The following is a 19,416-nucleotide window of genomic DNA, read 5'->3' as shown; positions in this document are numbered from 1 at the left end:
TTTGAGAACTCAATAGTGTGTTTGGTCTTTTTATTTTGTTGTTGTTGTTTTTTCAGGCCATACCTTGCACTCCCCGTGTGTGGGTATGGCTATTTTTTTGATGCCAGATTTTGGTGTCTTGTCAGGTATCTCTGATTTGAATTCACCTCGTTATCGAGGAGTTTTTGTTTGGAGAGTTTGATCCTGGCTCAGGACGAACGCTGGCGGCGTGCTTAACACATGCAAGTCGAACGGAAAGGTCTCTTCGGAGATACTCGAGTGGCGAACGGGTGAGTAACACGTGGGTAATCTGCCCTGCACTTCGGGATAAGCCTGGGAAACTGGGTCTAATACCGAATAGGACCCCGAGGCGCATGCCTTGGGGTGGAAAGCTTTTGCGGTGTGGGATGGGCCCGCGGCCTATCAGCTTGTTGGTGGGGTGACGGCCTACCAAGGCGACGACGGGTAGCCGGCCTGAGAGGGTGTCCGGCCACACTGGGACTGAGATACGGCCCAGACTCCTACGGGAGGCAGCAGTGGGGAATATTGCACAATGGGCGCAAGCCTGATGCAGCGACGCCGCGTGGGGGATGACGGCCTTCGGGTTGTAAACCTCTTTCACCATCGACGAAGGTCCGGGTTTTCTCGGATTGACGGTAGGTGGAGAAGAAGCACCGGCCAACTACGTGCCAGCAGCCGCGGTAATACGTAGGGTGCGAGCGTTGTCCGGAATTACTGGGCGTAAAGAGCTCGTAGGTGGTTTGTCGCGTTGTTCGTGAAATCTCACGGCTTAACTGTGAGCGTGCGGGCGATACGGGCAGACTGGAGTACTGCAGGGGAGACTGGAATTCCTGGTGTAGCGGTGGAATGCGCAGATATCAGGAGGAACACCGGTGGCGAAGGCGGGTCTCTGGGCAGTAACTGACGCTGAGGAGCGAAAGCGTGGGGAGCGAACAGGATTAGATACCCTGGTAGTCCACGCCGTAAACGGTGGGTACTAGGTGTGGGTTTCCTTCCTTGGGATCCGTGCCGTAGCTAACGCATTAAGTACCCCGCCTGGGGAGTACGGCCGCAAGGCTAAAACTCAAAGGAATTGACGGGGGCCCGCACAAGCGGCGGAGCATGTGGATTAATTCGATGCAACGCGAAGAACCTTACCTGGGTTTGACATGCACAGGACGCGTCTAGAGATAGGCGTTCCCTTGTGGCCTGTGTGCAGGTGGTGCATGGCTGTCGTCAGCTCGTGTCGTGAGATGTTGGGTTAAGTCCCGCAACGAGCGCAACCCTTGTCTCATGTTGCCAGCGGGTAATGCCGGGGACTCGTGAGAGACTGCCGGGGTCAACTCGGAGGAAGGTGGGGATGACGTCAAGTCATCATGCCCCTTATGTCCAGGGCTTCACACATGCTACAATGGCCGGTACAAAGGGCTGCGATGCCGCAAGGTTAAGCGAATCCTTTTAAAGCCGGTCTCAGTTCGGATCGGGGTCTGCAACTCGACCCCGTGAAGTCGGAGTCGCTAGTAATCGCAGATCAGCAACGCTGCGGTGAATACGTTCCCGGGCCTTGTACACACCGCCCGTCACGTCATGAAAGTCGGTAACACCCGAAGCCAGTGGCCTAACCCTCGGGAGGGAGCTGTCGAAGGTGGGATCGGCGATTGGGACGAAGTCGTAACAAGGTAGCCGTACCGGAAGGTGCGGCTGGATCACCTCCTTTCTAAGGAGCACCACGAAAAGCGCCCCAACTGGTGGGGTGCAAGCCGTGAGGGGTTCTCGCCTGTAGTGGGCGGGGGCCGGGTGCGCAACAGCAAATGATTGCCAGACACACTATTGGGCCCTGAGACAACACTCGGCCAGTCCGCGTGGTGTCCCCCCATCTTGGTGGTGGGGTGTGGTGTTTGAGTATTGGATAGTGGTTGCGAGCATCTAAACGGATGCGCTGCCCGTAGGGACGCGTATTCGTTTTGTGTAATTTCTTCTTTGGTTTTTGTGTTAGTAAGTGCTTAAGGGCGCATGGTGGATGCCTTGGCATCGAGAGCCGATGAAGGACGTGGGAGGCTGCGATATGCCTCGGGGAGCTGTCAACCGAGCGTTGATCCGAGGATTTCCGAATGGGGAAACCCAGCACGAGTGATGTCGTGTTACCCGTATCTGAATATATAGGGTGCGGGAGGGAACGCGGGGAAGTGAAACATCTCAGTACCCGTAGGAGAAGAAAACAATTGTGATTCCGTTAGTAGTGGCGAGCGAACGCGGAACATGGCTAAACCGCACGCATGGGTAACCGGGTAGGGGTTGTGTGTGCGGGGTTGTGGGATTGATACGTCTCAGCTCTACCTGGCTGAGGGGTAGTCAGAAAGTGTCGTGGTTAGCGGAAATGGCCTGGGATGGTCTGCCATAGACGGTGAGAGCCCGGTACGCGAAAATCCGGCACCTGCCTAGTATCAACTCCCGAGTAGCAGCGGGCCCGTGGAATCTGCTGTGAATCTGCCGGGACCACCCGGTAAGCCTAAATACTTCTCGATGACCGATAGCGGATTAGTACCGTGAGGGAATGGTGAAAAGTACCCCGGGAGGGGAGTGAAAAAGTACCTGAAACCGTGTGCCTACAATCCGTCAGAGCCTCTTTATGGGGTGATGGCGTGCCTTTTGAAGAATGAGCCTGCGAGTCAGGGACACGTCGCAAGGTTAACCCGTGTGGGGTAGCCGCAGCGAAAGCGAGTCTGAATAGGGCGTTTCAGTGGCGTGTTCTGGACCCGAAGCGGAGTGATCTACCCATGGCCAGGGTGAAGCGCGGGTAAGACCGCGTGGAGGCCCGAACCCACTTAGGTTGAAGACTGAGGGGATGAGTTGTGGGTAGGGGTGAAAGGCCAATCAAACTCCGTGATAGCTGGTTCTCCCCGAAATGCATTTAGGTGCAGCGTTGCGTGTTTCACCACGGAGGTAGAGCTACTGGATGGCCGATGGGCCCTACTAGGTTACTGACGTCAGCCAAACTCCGAATGCCGTGGTGTATAGCGTGGCAGTGAGACGGCGGGGGATAAGCTCCGTACGTCGAAAGGGAAACAGCCCAGATCGCCGGCTAAGGCCCCTAAGCGTGTGCTAAGTGGGAAAGGATGTGCAGTCGCAAAGACAACCAGGAGGTTGGCTTAGAAGCAGCCACCCTTGAAAGAGTGCGTAATAGCTCACTGGTCAAGTGATTGTGCGCCGATAATGTAGCGGGGCTCAAGCACACCGCCGAAGCCGCGACAACCGCAAGGTTGGGTAGGGGAGCGTCCCTCATTCTGCGAAGCCGCCGGGTGACCGGTGGTGGAGGGTGGGGGAGTGAGAATGCAGGCATGAGTAGCGATAAGGCAAGTGAGAACCTTGCCCGCCGTAAGACCAAGGGTTCCTGGGCCAGGCCAGTCCGCCCAGGGTGAGTCGGGACCTAAGGCGAGGCCGACAGGCGTAGTCGATGGACAACGGGTTGATATTCCCGTACCCGTGTGTGGGCGCCCGTGATGAATCAGCGGTACTAACCACCCAAAACCGGATCGATCATGCCCCTTCGGGGGTGTGGAGGTTCGGGGCTGCGTGGAACCTTCGCTGGTAGTAGTCAAGCAATGGGGTGACGCAGGAAGGTAGCCGTACCAGTCAGTGGTAATACTGGGGTAAACCTGTAGGGAGAGCGATAGGCAAATCCGTCGCTCATTAATCCCGAGAGGTGATGCATAGCCGATTGAGGCGAATTCGGTGATCCTCTGCTGCCAAGAAAAGCCTCTAGCGAGCACACACACGGCCCGTACCCCAAACCGACACAGGTGGTCAGGTAGAGCATACCGAGGCGTACGAGATAACTATGGTTAAGGAACTCGGCAAAATGCCCCCGTAACTTCGGGAGAAGGGGGACCGGAACACCGTGAACGGCCTTGCGCCGGGAGCGGGATCTGGTCGCAGAAACCAGCGAGAAGCGACTGTTTACTAAAAACACAGGTCCGTGCGAAGTCGCAAGACGATGTATACGGACTGACGCCTGCCCGGTGCTGGAAGGTTAAGAGGACCCGTTAACCCGCAAGGGTGAAGCGGAGAATTTAAGCCCCAGTAAACGGCGGTGGTAACTATAACCATCCTAAGGTAGCGAAATTCCTTGTCGGGTAAGTTCCGACCTGCACGAATGGCGTAACGACTTCTCGACTGTCTCAACCATAGACTCGGCGAAATTGCACTACGAGTAAAGATGCTCGTTACGCGCGGCAGGACGAAAAGACCCCGGGACCTTCACTACAACTTGGTATTGGTGTTCGGTACGGTTTGTGTAGGATAGGTGGGAGACTGTGAAACCTCAACGCCAGTTGGGGCGGAGTCGTTGTTGAAATACCACTCTGATCGTATTGGACACCTAACGTCGAACCGTATATCCGGTTCACGGACAGTGCCTGGCGGGTAGTTTAACTGGGGCGGTTGCCTCCTAAAATGTAACGGAGGCGCCCAAAGGTTCCCTCAACCTGGACGGCAATCAGGTGGCGAGTGTAAATGCACAAGGGAGCTTGACTGCGAGACCTACACGTCAAGCAGGGACGAAAGTCGGGATTAGTGATCCGGCACCCCCGAGTGGAAGGGGTGTCGCTCAACGGATAAAAGGTACCCCGGGGATAACAGGCTGATCTTCCCCAAGAGTCCATATCGACGGGATGGTTTGGCACCTCGATGTCGGCTCGTCGCATCCTGGGGCTGGAGCAGGTCCCAAGGGTTGGGCTGTTCGCCCATTAAAGCGGCACGCGAGCTGGGTTTAGAACGTCGTGAGACAGTTCGGTCTCTATCCGCCGCGCGCGTCAGAAACTTGAGGAAACCTGTCCCTAGTACGAGAGGACCGGGACGGACGAACCTCTGGTCCACCAGTTGTCCCACCAGGGGCACCGCTGGATAGCCACGTTCGGACAGGATAACCGCTGAAAGCATCTAAGCGGGAAACCTTCTCCAAGATCAGGTTTCTCACCCTTTTAGAGGGATAAGGCCCCCCGCAGACCACGGGATCGATAGGCCAGACCTGGAAGCTCAGCAATGGGTGAAGGGAACTGGCACTAACCGGCCGAAAACTTACCAACACAAATCGCAACCACTATTCATTCGCGGCTTATTAGTCGCGTCGAATGCCACACCCCCCACCGGAACAACCAAAATAAATAGTGTTTCCGTAATAGAGTTACGGCGGCCACAGCGACAGGGAAACGCCCGGTCCCATTCCGAACCCGGAAGCTAAGCCTGTCAGCGCCGATGATACTGCCCATCCGGGTGGAAAAGTAGGACACCGCCGAACATACACAAAAACACCCCCGTCAATCGGGGGTGTTTTTGTATGTTCATTAGCCGCGAGCGTGCGTGTTTGTACGGCGACTCGCCGCGACAAGCGGACAACTGTGCACGCTCGAACCGGGACCTCAGTCGAATAGTGTCAAATTCACCGACGCGCGCTGCTTTTCCAATTCGAGCAGGGTTCGCTTCCGGTCGAGTCCGCCGCCGTAGCCGGTGAGGCTTCCGTTGGTGCCGATCACACGATGGCACGGAACGACGATCGCGATGGGATTGTGGCCGTTGGCCCATCCCACGGCGCGTGCGGAACCAGGAGCGCCGATTTGTTCGGCGATTTCTCCATACGACCGGGTTTCCCCATACGGGATGGTCAGCAGCGCTTGCCATACTCGCCGCTGAAATTCGGTACCCCGCAGATCGAGATCGATGTCGAAGTCGCTGAGCTCGCCGGCGAAATAGGCGCCAAGTTGCTCGACGGCGCCGCCGAACGCCCCGGGATCGGGTGACCAATCGGCTCGACTGGGCTCGTGGGTCTGGTCGACCATCCGTAGGTTCGTCAACACGGAGCCGTGCCCGGCCAGGGTCAGCGGCCCGATCGGGCTGTCAATGGTGCGGTAGTGGGTCATGCGACCTCCTTCGGAGGCTTTAGCGGCCAATGGTTTACCGGATGCGCCAGGGTGGTCCACAGATGCTGGGTGGCGTACGAGCGCCAAGGACCCCAACGGGCGCTATGTTCGACGAGTTTCCGCTGGTCGGCAGGCAGGCCGAGGTGCTTGGCGGCCAGCCGGAGGCCGAGGTCGCTGGCGGGAAAGGCGTCGGGGTCGCCGAGGCCGCGCATCGCGATCACCTCCGCGGTCCAGGGGCCTATCCCAGGCAGGGCCAGCAACTGTCTGCGGGCGCTTTCCCAATCGCTTCCGGCGTCGAGGACGACGCTGCCGTCGGCAAGACCGGCAATCAGGGCGCTCAGCGTCCTTTGCCGGGCCTTGGGGACGGCCAGATGGACGGGATCGATCGGCCCGTTTTCCACAAGCTGTTCGACCGACGGGAAGGTATGGGTCAGCGCACCATCGGGATCGCACACCGGCTGCCCGTAGGCGGCGACCAGCCTGCCCGCGTGGGTGCTGGCGGCTTTGGTCGAAACCTGTTGGCCCAACACCGCGCGCACGGCCAGCTCGGCCTCGTCGACCGTCCGCGGAATCCGTTGCCCGGGCGCCTTTTTGACCAACGGGCCAAGGTGCGGGTCGGCGGCCAGCGCGTCGACCACCGCTTCGGGATCGGCATCGAGGTCCAGCAGCCGCCGGCAGCGGGCGATCGCGGTGGTGAGGTCGCGGAAGTCGTCGAGGACCAGCCGGCAGCGGACGTGATCGACCGCGGGTGTCAGGGTCACCACGGCGCTGCCAGCGGGAAGCCGCAGGCTGCGTCGGTATGCACCGTCGCGGACCTCCTCGCAACCGGGTACGGTGCCGGCCGCTAGGTGGCCGAAGACGCCGTCGTAGGCGAACGGGGTGCGGACCGGAAGCCGAAGGCACACCGCCCCCGGCGAATTCGCCCCGGATTTCACGGGCCCGGATCGGACGACCGCGCGTCTGCGCAGCGCCGTCGGGGTGCTCTCGAACACCAAGCGCACAGTGTCGTTGAACTGACGGATGCTGGAAAACCCGGCGGCGAACGCGACGTCGCCGAACGGCAGGTCCGTCGTCTCGATCAGCACTCGCGCCGTCTGCGCCCGTTGCGCGCGGGCCAACGCCAGCGGGCCGGCGCCCACCTCGGTCTGCAGGAGCCGCTCCAGCTGGCGAGCGGTGTAACCGAGGTGGGCCGCCAGGCCGCCGACGCCTTCCCGGTCCACCGTGCCGTCGGCGATCAGCCGCATCGTCCGCGCCACGACGTCGCCGCGCACGTTCCATTCGGGAGATCCCGGGGACGCGTCGGGGCGGCACCGCTTGCATGCCCGGAAGCCCGCGCGTTGCGCGGCCGCCGCGGTCGGATAGAACCGAACGTTACGGGCGAACGGCGGCCGCACCGGGCAGCTCGGCCGGCAGTAGATCCGAGTCGTCAGCACCGCGGTGACGAACCAGCCGTCGAACCGGGCGTCCTTGGACTGGACGGCGCGGTAGCAGCGTTCGAAGTCGTCGTGCACGCTTCAACAGTTACACGTGCCGGCCGACAAAACTGGCGGAAAAACGACATCATGGTGCCGGAAGAAGACCGCTCGATCCGACACCGGATCACCGATTCGCTTGAACGGCGTCGACGGGCCTTAAATGGGTGACGCCAGTCGGGTGGGACGTTCGTGCCCGCGAAGGGTCACGGTCTCGTCCAAAGACCAACGGGCACGCTCGCTTTCGCTGGCGCCCTCGAGCGTGTCGGCGGTCGCGAGCAATCTCCCCGGGCGCGACTTGGCCAGCTCGCACAGGCGCGCGGCCTCGTTGACGGGCTCGCCGATCACGGTGTATTCGAACCGTTCTTTGGCGCCGACGTTCCCGGCGACGACCTGGCCGGCCGCCACGCCGATGCCGGCGTCCAGCTCGCACATTTCACCGGCAAGCCGTTTGGCGATGGCCCGCGCGGTGGCCAGCGCCTCGCCCTCGGGCGAGTCGAGACGGTTGGGGGCCCCGAAGATGGCCAGCGACGCGTCGCCCTCGAACTTGTTGACAAGTCCATGGTGTCGATCCACCTCGTCGACGACGATCGCGAAGAACCGGTTGAGCAGGGCAACGACTTCGGCCGGCGGCTGGCTGGTCACCAATTGCGTGGAGCCAACGATATCGATGAAGACGACGGCGACATGGCGTTCCTCGCCGCCCAACTTGGGCCGCTCGCGTTCCGCGGCCAGGGCCACTTCGCGCCCGACGTGCCGGCCGAAAAGGTCGCGCACGCGTTCCCGTTCCCGCAGACCGTCGACCATCGCGTTGAACCCGCGCTGCAGCTCGCCGAGCTCGGTCCCGTCGAACACCACCAGGTCGCCGCGCAAATCGCCGCGTTCGACGCGCTGGAGCGCCGCACGCACCACCCGCACCGGCGTCGCCGTCAGCCACGCCAGGATCCACATCAGGATGCAACCGAAGATCAGCGTGGCCGACGACACGATCAGCACGCCGACCGCGAACTGGGTTTCGGTCAGATTCCGCCACAGGATCTCGAAGATCACCAGTAAGGCGATGCCGATGACGGGCACGCCCGTGCTCAGGAACCAGACCATCATGGTTCGGCCCATGAGACCGGCGGTCAGCCGCCGCGGTGGCTTTCCCGCTTCGAGCGCCTGAGCGGCTACCGGCCGCAGCGCGAACTCGGCGAGCAGGTAACTGCCGGTGGCAACCAGCACCCCGCAAAAGGACACTCCGACCAGGAACCGCGGAATGAACATGGTGTTGACCATGCCGTAGAGAATCGTCGAGAGTACCGCTCCGACCCCCCACAAAACGAGGTCGACGATCGCGATTCGCCACGGCGCCATGAAGGTGTTCCGCTCGTCGATGCGGCTGGGTTTGCGACCCTCGATCGCCCACCGCAATGCCATCACGGTGCGCCGGGTAATCCAATAGATGCCCACCGCCAAGGCGACCGCAAGATATGCCGGGATTGCCGCGAATGTGATCCACCGCGGCGCGTCGAACACACTGGGCTGAGGAACGGCGACCGACGCGAACAGCAGAACGAAGCCGATGCCGATCAGGTTGGTCCCCAGGACGAGAACGGTCAGGATGATCTGGATGCGTATGCGCCGACGTCGCTGGCTTTCCGACACTTCGCCCAGCAGCAGCGAACCGAACGCAGGGGTTTCCGGCAGCCGACCGCTCTGACGGGTCACCCTCTCCAGCACCCGGCCGAGGCGTTGCGCCATCCTCTGGTTGGCCAACATCGTGGCGCCAGCCTAATTTGTCGGTCACGCTCTAAGGTGAGTCGGGTGCGTCTCGTCATCGCCCAATGCACCGTCGACTACGTCGGCCGGCTCACCGCACACCTGCCGTCGGCGCGCCGGTTGCTGCTGTTCAAGGCCGACGGATCGGTCAGCGTGCACGCCGACGACCGCGCCTACAAGCCGTTGAACTGGATGAGTCCGCCGTGCTGGCTGACCGAAGAGGTCGCGGGCGAGGCGCCGGTGTGGGTGGTGGAGAACAAGGCGGGCGAGCAGCTGCGGATCACCGTCGAGGAGATCGAACACGACTCGAGCCACGACCTCGGCGTCGACCCCGGGTTGGTGAAGGACGGCGTCGAGGCGCACTTGCAGGCGTTGCTCGCCGAGCACGTCGGGTTGCTGGGCGAGGGATACACGTTGGTCCGGCGCGAGTACATGACCGCGATCGGGCCCGTCGATCTGCTGTGTCGCGACGAACGGGGCGGCTCGGTCGCGGTGGAAATCAAGCGGCGTGGCGAGATTGACGGCGTCGAGCAGCTCACCCGCTATCTCGAGTTGCTCAACCGCGACAGCGTTCTCGCGCCGGTCAAAGGGATCTTCGCCGCCCAGCAGATCAAACCGCAGGCGCGAACCCTGGCCATCGATCGCGGGATCCGTTGCGTGACACTGGATTACGATAAGATGCGCGGCATGGACAGCGACGAGTACCGACTGTTCTGACGCGCCCGCTTACACTAGCGGCATGGCTCGGCGCCGCACACCGCCGCGCCGGCGGCGGCCGGTATCGCTGCCGCCGGTGTTGCGCCGGGTGGAAACCGGGCCCGGCGGCCATGAGTACGAGGTGCACCCGGTCGCCGCGGCCCGCGCGATCAAGACGTATCGCTGTCCCGGTTGCGATCACGAAATCCGTTCGGGCACCGCGCATGTGGTGGTGTGGCCGGCGGACGCGCCGGGCGTCGAAGACCGGCGCCATTGGCACACCCCGTGCTGGGCTCACCGCGCTCATCGCGGTCCGACCCGGAAGTGGTCTTAATTCCGCGGGTTTTCCGAGGCCGGTTCGACCAACTCGATCAGGACCCCACCCGCGTCCTTGGGGTGGATGAAGTTGATCCGCGAGTTCGCCGTGCCGCGCCTGGGCCCGTCGTAGGTCAGCCGGACGCCCTGCGCGCGAAGCTGCTTCGAGAGGCCGTCGAGATCGCTGACCCGAACCGCCAGCTGCTGGATGCCGGGCCCGCGCTTGTCCAGGAACTTCGCGATCGCCGAGGTGTCGTCGACCGGGGCCATCAACTGGATCTGTGCGGTGCCGGCCGGGGCGCCGCGCACGGCCAGCATGGCTTCGCGGATTCCCTGGTCGTCGTTGACCTCCTCGTGCACCAGGATCATGCCGAGGTGGTCGTGGTACCAGGCGATGGCGGCGTCCAGGTCGGCGACCGCGATGCCGACGTGATCGATCGCCGTCACCAGCGAGGAGGCCAGGATCTGACGGGCATCAACTTGATCGGTCGTCACCCCACAACGGTAACCTGGCGGCAAAGATTGCGCTTCTCCGGGAGGCGGAATCGGCGGTCCGGGGGCCTAGGAGGTAGTGATGACGACATCGGTGATCGTTGCTGGAGCGCGGACGCCCATCGGCAGGTTGATGGGTTCGCTGAAGGACTTTTCGGCCAGCGATCTGGGTGCCATCGCGATCGCCGGCGCGCTGGAGAAGGCCAGCGTGGCGCCCTCGCTGGTCGAGTACGTGATCATGGGGCAGGTGCTGACGGCCGGGGCCGGCCAGATGCCGGCGCGCCAGGCGGCCGTGGCCGCCGGCATCGGTTGGGACGTGCCGGCGCTGACGATCAACAAGATGTGCCTGTCCGGTATCGACGCCATCGCGCTTGCCGACCAGCTGATTCGCGCCGGAGAGTTCGATGTGGTGGTGGCCGGTGGTCAGGAGTCGATGACGAGGGCGCCGCATTTGCTGATGGACAGCCGCTCGGGCTACAAGTACGGCGACGTCACGGTTTTGGATCACCTGGCCTACGACGGACTGCACGACGTGTTCACCGACCAGCCGATGGGCGCGCTCACCGAGCAGCGCAACGACGCCGACAAGTTCACCCGCCAAGAGCAGGACGAGTTCGCTGCCCGGTCCCACCAAAAGGCCGCGGCGGCATGGAAGGACGGCGTCTTCACCGACGAAGTGGTGCCGGTCAACATCCCGCAGCGCAAGGGTGATCCGTTGCAGTTCGGCGAGGATGAGGGGATTCGCGCCGACACCACCGCCGAGTCGTTGGCCGGCCTCAAGCCGGCATTTCGCCGCGACGGCACCATCACCGCCGGCTCGGCGTCGCAGATCTCCGACGGCGCGGCCGCGGTCGTGGTGATGAACAAGGAAAAGGCGCAGCAGTTGGGGCTGACGTGGCTGGCGGAGATCGGTGCGCACGGCGTTGTGGCCGGACCGGATTCGACGCTGCAGTCACAGCCGGCCAACGCGATCAAGAAGGCGCTCCGCCGGGAGGGCATCTCCGTCGACCAACTGGACGTCGTGGAGATCAACGAGGCGTTCGCGGCGGTGGCGCTGGCCTCGACCCGCGAACTGGGCTTGGACCCGGAGATCGTCAACGTCAACGGCGGCGCCATCGCCGTCGGGCATCCAATTGGCATGTCGGGCGCCAGAATCACGCTGCATGTGGCCCTGGAGCTGGCGCGCCGGGGCTCCGGCTACGGCGTCGCGGCCCTGTGCGGAGCCGGCGGCCAGGGTGACGCGCTGATCCTGCGGGCCGGCTAGCCGGTCGTGCGGCCCGGGGCGTTCGCGTCGGCGTTGCTGGCGCGTAGCGTGAAGTGGGCGTTGTGATTTTCGTCATAAGGGCCGCTTTGTGCGCGCACGAGCGGCGGCGCCACCGGGTGGATCGGTGGCCGATGGGCATGACAGACTTGACGGCGTGACGCGTCCGCGACCCTCGATCGGGCCCGCGATGGCTGGTGCGGTGGATTTGTCCGGTCTTAAGCAGCGAGCCCAGCAGAAGGCTCCGGCGGGCGACGCCACGGGTGAGGGGACGTCGGCGGTTGTCGGTGCGACCGAAGTCACCGAGGCCAATTTCGAATCCGACGTGCTGGTCCGTTCTGACGAAGTACCGGTCGTGGTGTTGTTGTGGTCGCCGCGCAGCGACGCGTGTGTCCAGCTGGCCGAGACGCTGTCCGGCCTGGCCGCCGAGGACAACGGCACGTGGTCGCTGGCGACGGTCAACGTCGACGTGACGCCCAGGGTGGCACAGATATTCGGCATCGAGGCGGTCCCGACCGTGGTGGCTTTGGCCGCCGGACAGCCGCTGTCCAGTTTCCAAGGCCTCCAGCCCGCCGACCAGTTGCGGCGCTGGGTGGATTCGTTGCTTTCGGCGACGGCCGGGAAGCTAAGGGGCCCAAGCGGTTCCGGAGAAAGCGCGGAAGTGGATCCGGAGCTGGCCCAGGCCCGCCAACAGCTTGAGGCCGGCGACTTTGGCGCCGCCAGACAGTCGTATCAGGCGTTCCTGGATGCCCATCCGGGCAGCGTCGAGGCGAAGGCCGCGATCCGGCAGATCGACTTCCTCACGCGCGCGACCGCGCAACGCCCCGACGCCGTCGCGGTCGCTGATGCCGCACCGGGCGACCTCGAAGCCGCCCTCGCGGCCGCCGATGCGCAAATCCTCAACCAGGACGTGAGCGCCGCATTCGAGCGCCTGATTGCCTTGGTGCGCAGCACATCTGGGGATGAGCGCACCCGGGTGCGCACCCGACTGATCGAGCTGTTCGAACTCTTCGATCCCGCCGATCCCGAGGTCGTCGCCGGTCGGCGCAACCTCGCCAACGCGCTGTACTGAGTGGGCGGCGAGCAGACGTGAAATCGCCCTAAAACCGCGGTTTTAGGGCGATTTCACGTCTGCTCGCGCTATACGGGTTCGCCCCTACGGACTCGTTACGCCGTTTATCCCGGGCAGGCCGATCAGCCCGCCCGTGCCGGCGGCGCCGCCGGTGCCGCCCTCGCCCGGTGCCGCACCGACTCCGCCGTTACCACCGTTGCCGCCGTTGCCCAGCAGGACGGCGTTGCCGCCCGCGCCGCCGTTGCCGCCGGGGTCGCCGCCGTCACCGCCGGCGCCGCCGGCACCACCGTTGCCGATCAGCCCGGCGTTTCCGCCGTGACCGCCGGCGCCGGTGCCGAGCCCGCCGGTGCCCCCGTTCCCGCCGGAGCCGAACAGCAGGCCGGCGTTGCCACCGGCGCCACCGGCTTCCACGCCGGCCATGCCGAACCCGCCGGTGCCGCCCGAGCCGCCATCGCCGGCCAGCAGGCCGCCGTTGCCGCCCGCCCCGGCGGCCCCACCGATCCCGCCGACGTCGATGCCGAATCCGCCGCTGCCGCCCGAGCCGCCCGAGCCGAACAGCCCGCCGCTGCCGCCGTGACCGCCGGCGCCGGCGGTGTTCTTGAGGCAGTTCGCGCCGGTGCCGCCCGAGCCGCCAACGCCGGCAAGGAGACCGGCGTTGCCTCCGGCCCCGCCTGCGCCGCCGGGTCCGCCGCCGCCGTAGCCGCCGGTGCCGCCTGAGCCGCCGTCGCCGGCCAGCAGGCCGCCGTTGCCGCCCTCCCCGCCGGCCCCGCCGGCGCCGCTGACGCCTTGGCCGCCGCTGCCGCCGGCCCCGCCGGAGGCGAATAGCCCGCCGCCACCGCCGGTCCCGCCGGTCCCGCCGGCGGCATTGTTGATGCCGTCCCCGCCGCTGCCGCCGGCGCCGCCGCCCGGACCGAATAGCCCGCTCGCCCCGCCGCCACCGCCGGTCCCGCCGGTCCCCCCGTCGGCGCCGGCGAACCCGCCGGTCCCGCCCACCCCGCCGGAGGCGAATAGCCCGCCGGTGCCGCCGGTGCCGCCATTTCCGCCGCTGTTGCCATCCCCGCCGTTTCCGCCGGCGCCGCCGCCGCCGAATAGCCCCCCGGCGCCGCCGTTTCCGCCGAGGCCGCCCGTCCCGCTGGTGGAGCCTCCGAACCCGCCGTTTCCGCCGAGGCCGCCGGCTCCCCACAGCAGGCCGCCGCGGCCGCCGGCACCGCCGGCCGCACCATTGCCCGTGGCGGTGGCGGCGGCGCCGCCGTTTCCGCCGGCGCCGCCGGTACCGAACAGCCCCGCGGCGCCGCCTTGACCGCCGGCCTGGCCCGCCCCGCCCGACCCGCCGGCACCGCCGTTGCCGATCAGGATTCCGCCGGCCCCGCCGGCCGCCCCAGTCCCCGGCGCCCCGTTGGCGCCGTTACCGATCAGCGGGCGGCCAAGTAATAGCTCAGTTGGCGCGTTCACCGCGCCAAGCAGTTCCTGCCCCAGGGTCTGCAGGGGCGACGCATTGGCCGCTTCGGTGGCGACGTACGACGCCGCGCCCGCGCCCAACGACTGCACGAACTGGGCATGGAAGGCCGCCGCCCGCGCGCTGAGTGCCTGGTACTCCTGGGCGTGCGCGGAAAACAGCGCCGCAACGCCGACCGACACCTCGTCGCCGGCCGCGGCCACCACTCCCGTCGTCGGGATGGCCGCGCTCGCGGTAGCGGTGGTGATCGTGGAACCGATATCCGACAAACTCGACGCTGCCGTCGAGACCATTTCCGGTACCGCCAACACGAACGACATCCATAACCTCCCACAGGTTAAAGCCAGAAGGCGATGACACCTTGGTCCGGTCATCATCGACCAAATGGCGGGGAAAGAAGTATATCGTGGCGCGAGGCCCCGAGTAATTAGGATGAGAAAATAAATTATCGCCTTATTATCGGTCGATTAATCGGACGCGTCTATTCGGGTTCGAGCCACAGCGCGGACGTGGGCGGCAAGACCATCACCGCCGAAGCCGGGCGGCCATGCCACGGGTTCTCGGTAGCGTCGACGCCGCCCATGTTGCCGATTCCCGAACCGTTGTAGGCGGTCGCGTCGGTGTTGAGGACTTCGCGCCAGCGGCCGGCATAGGGCAGGCCGAGCCGGTAGCCGCCGTGCTCGGAACCCGCAAAATTGAACACGCAGGCCATTACCGAGCCGTCATTTCCATATCGCAGGAAACTCAACACGTTGTTGGCGGAGTCGTTGGCGTCGATCCAGGAATAACCGTCGGGAATGGTGTCCTGGCTCCACAGCGCCGGGTGGGTGCGGTAGATCTCATTGATATCGCGCACGAGCCGCAGAACACCGTTGGAGAAACCCTGCTCGTCGAGCTGCCACCAATCCAAACCGCGCTGCTCGGACCATTCGGCGCGCTGGCCGAATTCCTGTCCCATGAACAACAGCTGCTTGCCCGGGTGGGCCCACTGGTAGGCGAGCAGGCTGCGCAGCCCGGCGGCCTTGACGTGGTTGTTGCCCGGCATCCGCCCCCACAGCGTGCCCTTGCCGTGCACCACCTCGTCGTGACTGAGCGGCAGCACGTAGTTCTCGCTGAACGCATACAGCATCGAGAATGTCATCTCGTGGTGGTGGTAGCTGCGGTAAAACGGGTCGCGGCTGATGTAGTCGAGCGTGTCGTGCATCCAGCCCATGTTCCACTTCATCGAAAAGCCAAGACCACCAAGGTTGGTGGGCCGCGTCACCCCGGGCCACGACGTCGACTCCTCGGCGATGGTGACGATGCCCGGCGCGACCTTGTGTGCCGTGGCGTTCATCTCCTGCAGGAACTGCACCGCTTCCAGATTCTCCCGCCCGCCGTAGACGTTGGGGGTCCAGCCGCCCTCCGGGCGCGAATAGTCCAGGTAGAGCATCGACGCGACCGCGTCCACCCGCAGGCCGTCGATGTGAAACTCTTCGAGCCAATACAACGCATTGGCCACTAGGAAGTTACGCACTTCGGCGCGGCCGAAGTTGAACACGTAAGTGCCCCAGTCGAGTTGCTCGCCGCGACTGGGATCGGAATGCTCGTAGAGCGCGGTGCCGTCGAACCGTCCCAGCGCCCACGCGTCCTTCGGAAAGTGTGCCGGCACCCAGTCCACGATGACCCCGATACCGGCCCGGTGCAGGGCGTCGACCAGGCCCCGGAAATCGTCGGGCGTGCCGAAGCGCGACGTCGGCGCGTAGTATGACGTGACCTGGTATCCCCACGACCCGGCGAACGGGTGCTCGGCGACCGGCAGCAGTTCCACATGGGTAAACCCTTGTTCCACAACGTAATCCGTCAGCTCGGTGGCGAGCTGTCGGTAGCTGAGTCCGGGCCGCCAGGAGCCGAGGTGGACCTCGTAGGTGCTCATCGGCTCGAACACCGGGTTGCGCTGCGCGCGCCGCGTCATCCAGTCGGCATCATTCCAGGTGTATTTGCTGCGCGTCACCCGCGACGCGGTGTGCGGCGGCACTTCGGTGGCGAACGCCATGGGATCGGCCCGCTCGGTCACGACGCCGTCGGCGCCGTGCACGCGGAACTTGTAGAGACCGTCGACGGGGAAACCGGGCCAGAACAACTCCCATACCCCCGAGGAGCCGAGCACCCGCATGGGGGCCTCGTCGCCGGCCCAGCCGTTGAACTCGCCGATCAAACTGACGCCCTTGGCGTTGGGCGCCCACACGGCGAACGACACCCCGTTGACGACACCGTCGGCCGTGGTGAACGAGCGAGGATGGGCGCCAAGGACTTCCCAGAGCCGTTCGTGGCGGCCCTCGCCGAACAGATGAAGGTCGACTTCGCCCAGGGTCGGCAGGAAACGGTAGGCGTCGGCGACGGTGTGGGGTTCGGAACCCTCGTAGGACACCTGTAGCCGGTAGTCAATCAGGTTGACGAACGGCAGCGCCACGGCGAACAGGCCGGATCCGATGTGCCGCAACGGGAACCGGTCGTCACCGACGAGCGCGACGACCTCGGCCGCGTGCGGCCGAAACGCCCGGATGACGGTGTGGTCGCCGTACTCGTGGGCGCCCAGGATGCCGTGCGGGTTGTGGTGTGCACCGGCCACCAGGCGCGCCAGGTCCGCGGGGTCGGGCGCCAGGTGCCTGCTGGCGAGTTGTTCGGTCCGGTTCATGGCGCGTCACCTCCTGCGCGTCAACGTAATTCGGGATTCGTACGGTATGAGCGGCATGTTGACGATGTGGGCGACCGTGTGCCCGGGGTCGAGGCGGATGTAATTCGCCTGCCCCCACTGGAATTCCTGGCCGGTTATCTCGTCGCGCACCCAAAACCGCTCGTAGGGCTCCATGCCGAGCGCCGCCATGTCCAGCCACAGCGTCGCTTCCTCCGGCGCGAACGCGTTGAGGGTCACCACCACCAACACGCAGTCTCCGGTGGCCGGGTCGAACTTGCTGTACGCCAACAGCGCGTCGTTGTCCACGCCATGGAAGTGAATGGTGCGCAGCTGCTGCAGCGCGGGATGCAAGCGGCGAATTTCGTTGAGCCGTGCGATGAACGGCTCGAGCGACCTGCCTTCGGCGAGCGCCCACTCATAGTCGCGGGGACGCAATTCGTACTTCTCCGAGTTCAAGTACTCCTCGCTGCCCTCCCGCACCGCCCGGTGTTCGAACAACTCGTAACCCGAGTACACCCCCCACGCCGGACCCATGGTCGCCGCCAGCACGGCGCGGATGGCGAACATGCCCGGGCCGTCGTGCTGCAGCACGGCGTGCAGGATGTCGGGGGTGTTGACGAACAGGTTCGGCCGGCGAAAGTCGGCGAGGGCGGCGATGTCGTTGCCGAATTCGGTGAGTTCCCACTTGGCGGTCCGCCAGGTGAAGTAGGTGTAGGACTGGGTGAATCCGAGCTTGGCCAGGCCGTACTGGCGAACTGGCGGGGTGAAGGCCTCGGACAGGAAGAGCACGTCGGGGTCGGCGTCTTTGACCTGACCGATCAGCCAGGCCCAGAAGTCGGGAGGCTTGGTGTGCGGATTGTCCACCCGAAAGAACTTGATGCCGTGGTCGATCCAGTGCCGGACCACGCGCAGCACTTCGTCGTAGAGGCCCGCGGGGTCGTTGTCGAAGTTGAGCGGATAGATGTCCTGGTATTTCTTCGGCGGGTTCTCCGCGTAGGCGATGGTGCCATCCGGCAATTCGGTGAACCACCGCCGGTGTTCGCGCGCCCACGGATGATCCGGAGCGCACTGTAGCGCCAGGTCCAGGGCCACCTCCATGCCCAGATCGCGTGCGGCGGCGACGAAGTCGTCGAAGTCGTCGATGGTCCCCAGGCTCGGGTGAATAGCGTCGTGGCCACCCTCGTCGCTGCCGATTGCCCAGGGTGACCCCACGTCCGTCGGCCCGGCGGTCGGGGAGTTGTTGCGGCCCTTGCGGTGCACCTTGCCGATCGGATGGATCGGCGGCAGGTACACCACGTCGAACCCCATCCTCGCGATGCGCGGAAGCTGCGCGGCCGCCGTCGCGAAGGTGCCGTGCACCGGCGTGCCGTCGGCATCCCACCCGCCGGTCGAGCGCGGAAACATCTCGTACCACGCACCGAAACGGGCCAGCGGCCGATCCACCCACACCCCGCACTGCTCGCCCCGGGTGACCAGCTCCCGCAACGGATAGCGCGCCAGCAGTTCTTCGATGCCGGGAGCCAGGGCCAGCGCCGTGCGGGTCACCGGATCCCCCGGCGTCCGCAGCGCCGCGGCGGCCGCCAGCAGCGGATCGCGCCGCGCGCGCGGCAGACCGGTGGCGGCGCGCTCGAACAGCGCGGCCCCGACCAGCAGGTCGTTGGACAGTTCCGTCTCGCCCTGGCCGGCGTCCAACTTGGCAACCAGCCCGCGCCGCCACGAGCGGATCGGGTCGCCCCACCCGTCGACCCGAAAGGTCCACAGCCCGACGCGGTCCGGCGTGAACTGCCCGTGGAAAACGTAGGGCTCCAGGCCCTCGGTCATGGGCAGCAGCAGTGGCTTGACCCGTTGCCGGTCGACGGCCTTGGGACCAAGTCCGGGCGCCGGCCGCTCGGGGGCCTCGACGGCCTTGATCCGGCGGGTTTCCGTGATTTGCGGATAGCGCGGCCCGAGGTAGCGCACGACCAGGGTCGCCGCGACGGCCTCGTGGCCCTCTCGCCACACCGCGGCGCTCACCGGCACCATCTCACCGACCACGGCCTTGGCGGGGTACGCGCCGCAGGAAACGACGGGTTGGACGTTGTCGATCTCGACACGACCGGGCACAACCACTCCGTTCCGATTTGCCCGACTCCTCCTCGGCCCGCTTGGCGGGCCGCAATCGTCGTCGGGGGTGTTCCGACTTGCCCGACTCCTCCTCGGCCCGCTTGGCGGGCCGCAATCGTCGTCGGGGGTGTTCCGATTGTGTGCGGCCAAACCGCGGTGTGCTCCGTCGCGGAATGCCTCTCGTCTGGCGAAACTTCCTGTCGTGGGGACTTCCTGC

The 19,416-nt window shown here is 65.1% G+C and carries 11 protein-coding genes and 3 rRNA genes; 7 read left to right on the top strand and 7 right to left on the bottom strand.

What is annotated here, in order from left to right; translation table 11 throughout:
- Positions 1-165 precede the first annotated feature (165 nt).
- The 3 genes from K3U93_RS17470 (at position 166) to rrf (ending at position 5,275) form a co-directional block, all read left to right on the top strand.
- Positions 166-1,696: ribosomal RNA gene (locus K3U93_RS17470) — 16S ribosomal RNA — on the top strand.
- A 276-nt stretch (positions 1,697-1,972) separates the two neighbouring features.
- Positions 1,973-5,063, top strand: a 23S ribosomal RNA gene (locus K3U93_RS17465).
- 99 nt (positions 5,064-5,162) lie between these two features.
- Positions 5,163-5,275: ribosomal RNA gene (rrf, locus tag K3U93_RS17460) — 5S ribosomal RNA — on the top strand.
- The 16S, 23S and 5S rRNA genes sit together here, the layout of an rRNA operon.
- Before the next feature lie 121 nt (positions 5,276-5,396).
- On the opposite strand, the gene K3U93_RS17455 is transcribed toward rrf, so the two are convergent.
- The 3 genes from K3U93_RS17455 to K3U93_RS17445 all read right to left on the bottom strand — a co-directional run bounded on the left by K3U93_RS17455 (position 5,397) and on the right by K3U93_RS17445 (position 9,127).
- Positions 5,397-5,894, bottom strand: coding sequence for a methylated-DNA--[protein]-cysteine S-methyltransferase (locus K3U93_RS17455; RefSeq protein ID WP_071509236.1), 498 nt, complete (start codon positions 5,892-5,894; stop codon positions 5,397-5,399).
- The gene (locus K3U93_RS17450; RefSeq protein WP_071509237.1) at positions 5,891-7,405 is read right to left on the bottom strand and encodes a DNA-3-methyladenine glycosylase 2 family protein; all 1,515 of its coding nucleotides are present in this window, start codon (positions 7,403-7,405) and stop codon (positions 5,891-5,893) included. The genes K3U93_RS17455 and K3U93_RS17450 overlap by 4 nt, the downstream gene beginning before the upstream one ends.
- A 120-nt stretch (positions 7,406-7,525) precedes the next feature.
- The gene (locus K3U93_RS17445; RefSeq protein ID WP_071509238.1) at positions 7,526-9,127 is read right to left on the bottom strand and encodes an adenylate/guanylate cyclase domain-containing protein; all 1,602 of its coding nucleotides are present in this window, start codon (positions 9,125-9,127) and stop codon (positions 7,526-7,528) included.
- 45 nt (positions 9,128-9,172) lie between these two features.
- On the opposite strand from K3U93_RS17445, the gene nucS reads away from it, so the two are divergent.
- Complete coding sequence (gene nucS, locus K3U93_RS17440) at positions 9,173-9,844, top strand: endonuclease NucS (protein ID WP_071509239.1); 672 nt, start codon at positions 9,173-9,175, stop codon at positions 9,842-9,844.
- A 22-nt stretch (positions 9,845-9,866) separates the two neighbouring features.
- The gene (locus K3U93_RS17435) at positions 9,867-10,157 is read left to right on the top strand and encodes an Rv1322 family protein (protein ID WP_071509240.1); all 291 of its coding nucleotides are present in this window, start codon (positions 9,867-9,869) and stop codon (positions 10,155-10,157) included.
- On the opposite strand, the gene mce is transcribed toward K3U93_RS17435, so the two are convergent.
- Positions 10,154-10,633: a methylmalonyl-CoA epimerase gene (mce, locus tag K3U93_RS17430; RefSeq protein WP_071509241.1), complete on the bottom strand. Its 480-nt coding sequence runs from the start codon at positions 10,631-10,633 to the stop codon at positions 10,154-10,156. The two genes, K3U93_RS17435 and mce, sit on opposite strands and share 4 nt — an antisense overlap.
- A 79-nt stretch (positions 10,634-10,712) precedes the next feature.
- On the opposite strand from mce, the gene K3U93_RS17425 reads away from it, so the two are divergent.
- A complete protein-coding gene (locus K3U93_RS17425; RefSeq protein ID WP_071509242.1) occupies positions 10,713-11,894 on the top strand; it encodes an acetyl-CoA C-acetyltransferase in 1,182 nt (393 codons plus the stop codon).
- 154 nt (positions 11,895-12,048) lie between these two features.
- A complete protein-coding gene (locus K3U93_RS17420; protein WP_071509243.1) occupies positions 12,049-12,963 on the top strand; it encodes a tetratricopeptide repeat protein in 915 nt (304 codons plus the stop codon).
- Between the two features lie 84 nt (positions 12,964-13,047).
- On the opposite strand, the gene K3U93_RS17415 is transcribed toward K3U93_RS17420, so the two are convergent.
- From K3U93_RS17415 to K3U93_RS17405, 3 genes are all read right to left on the bottom strand, one after another.
- A complete protein-coding gene (locus K3U93_RS17415; RefSeq protein WP_220688551.1) occupies positions 13,048-14,739 on the bottom strand; it encodes a PE family protein in 1,692 nt (563 codons plus the stop codon).
- 161 nt (positions 14,740-14,900) lie between these two features.
- Positions 14,901-17,096, bottom strand: a complete 2,196-nt coding sequence (glgB, locus tag K3U93_RS17410; RefSeq protein ID WP_071512314.1) for a 1,4-alpha-glucan branching protein GlgB — start codon at positions 17,094-17,096, stop codon at positions 14,901-14,903.
- A 6-nt stretch (positions 17,097-17,102) separates the two neighbouring features.
- Positions 17,103-19,199: an alpha-1,4-glucan--maltose-1-phosphate maltosyltransferase gene (locus tag K3U93_RS17405; protein ID WP_217808431.1), complete on the bottom strand. Its 2,097-nt coding sequence runs from the start codon at positions 19,197-19,199 to the stop codon at positions 17,103-17,105.
- Between the last annotated feature and the right edge of the window lie 217 nt (positions 19,200-19,416).

The organism is Mycobacterium malmoense, assembly GCF_019645855.1.
In the GTDB taxonomy this organism is placed as follows: domain Bacteria; phylum Actinomycetota; class Actinomycetes; order Mycobacteriales; family Mycobacteriaceae; genus Mycobacterium; species Mycobacterium malmoense.
The sequence above is the reverse complement of the archived record's forward strand: the minus strand, read 5'-3'. Positions and strand labels throughout refer to the sequence as shown.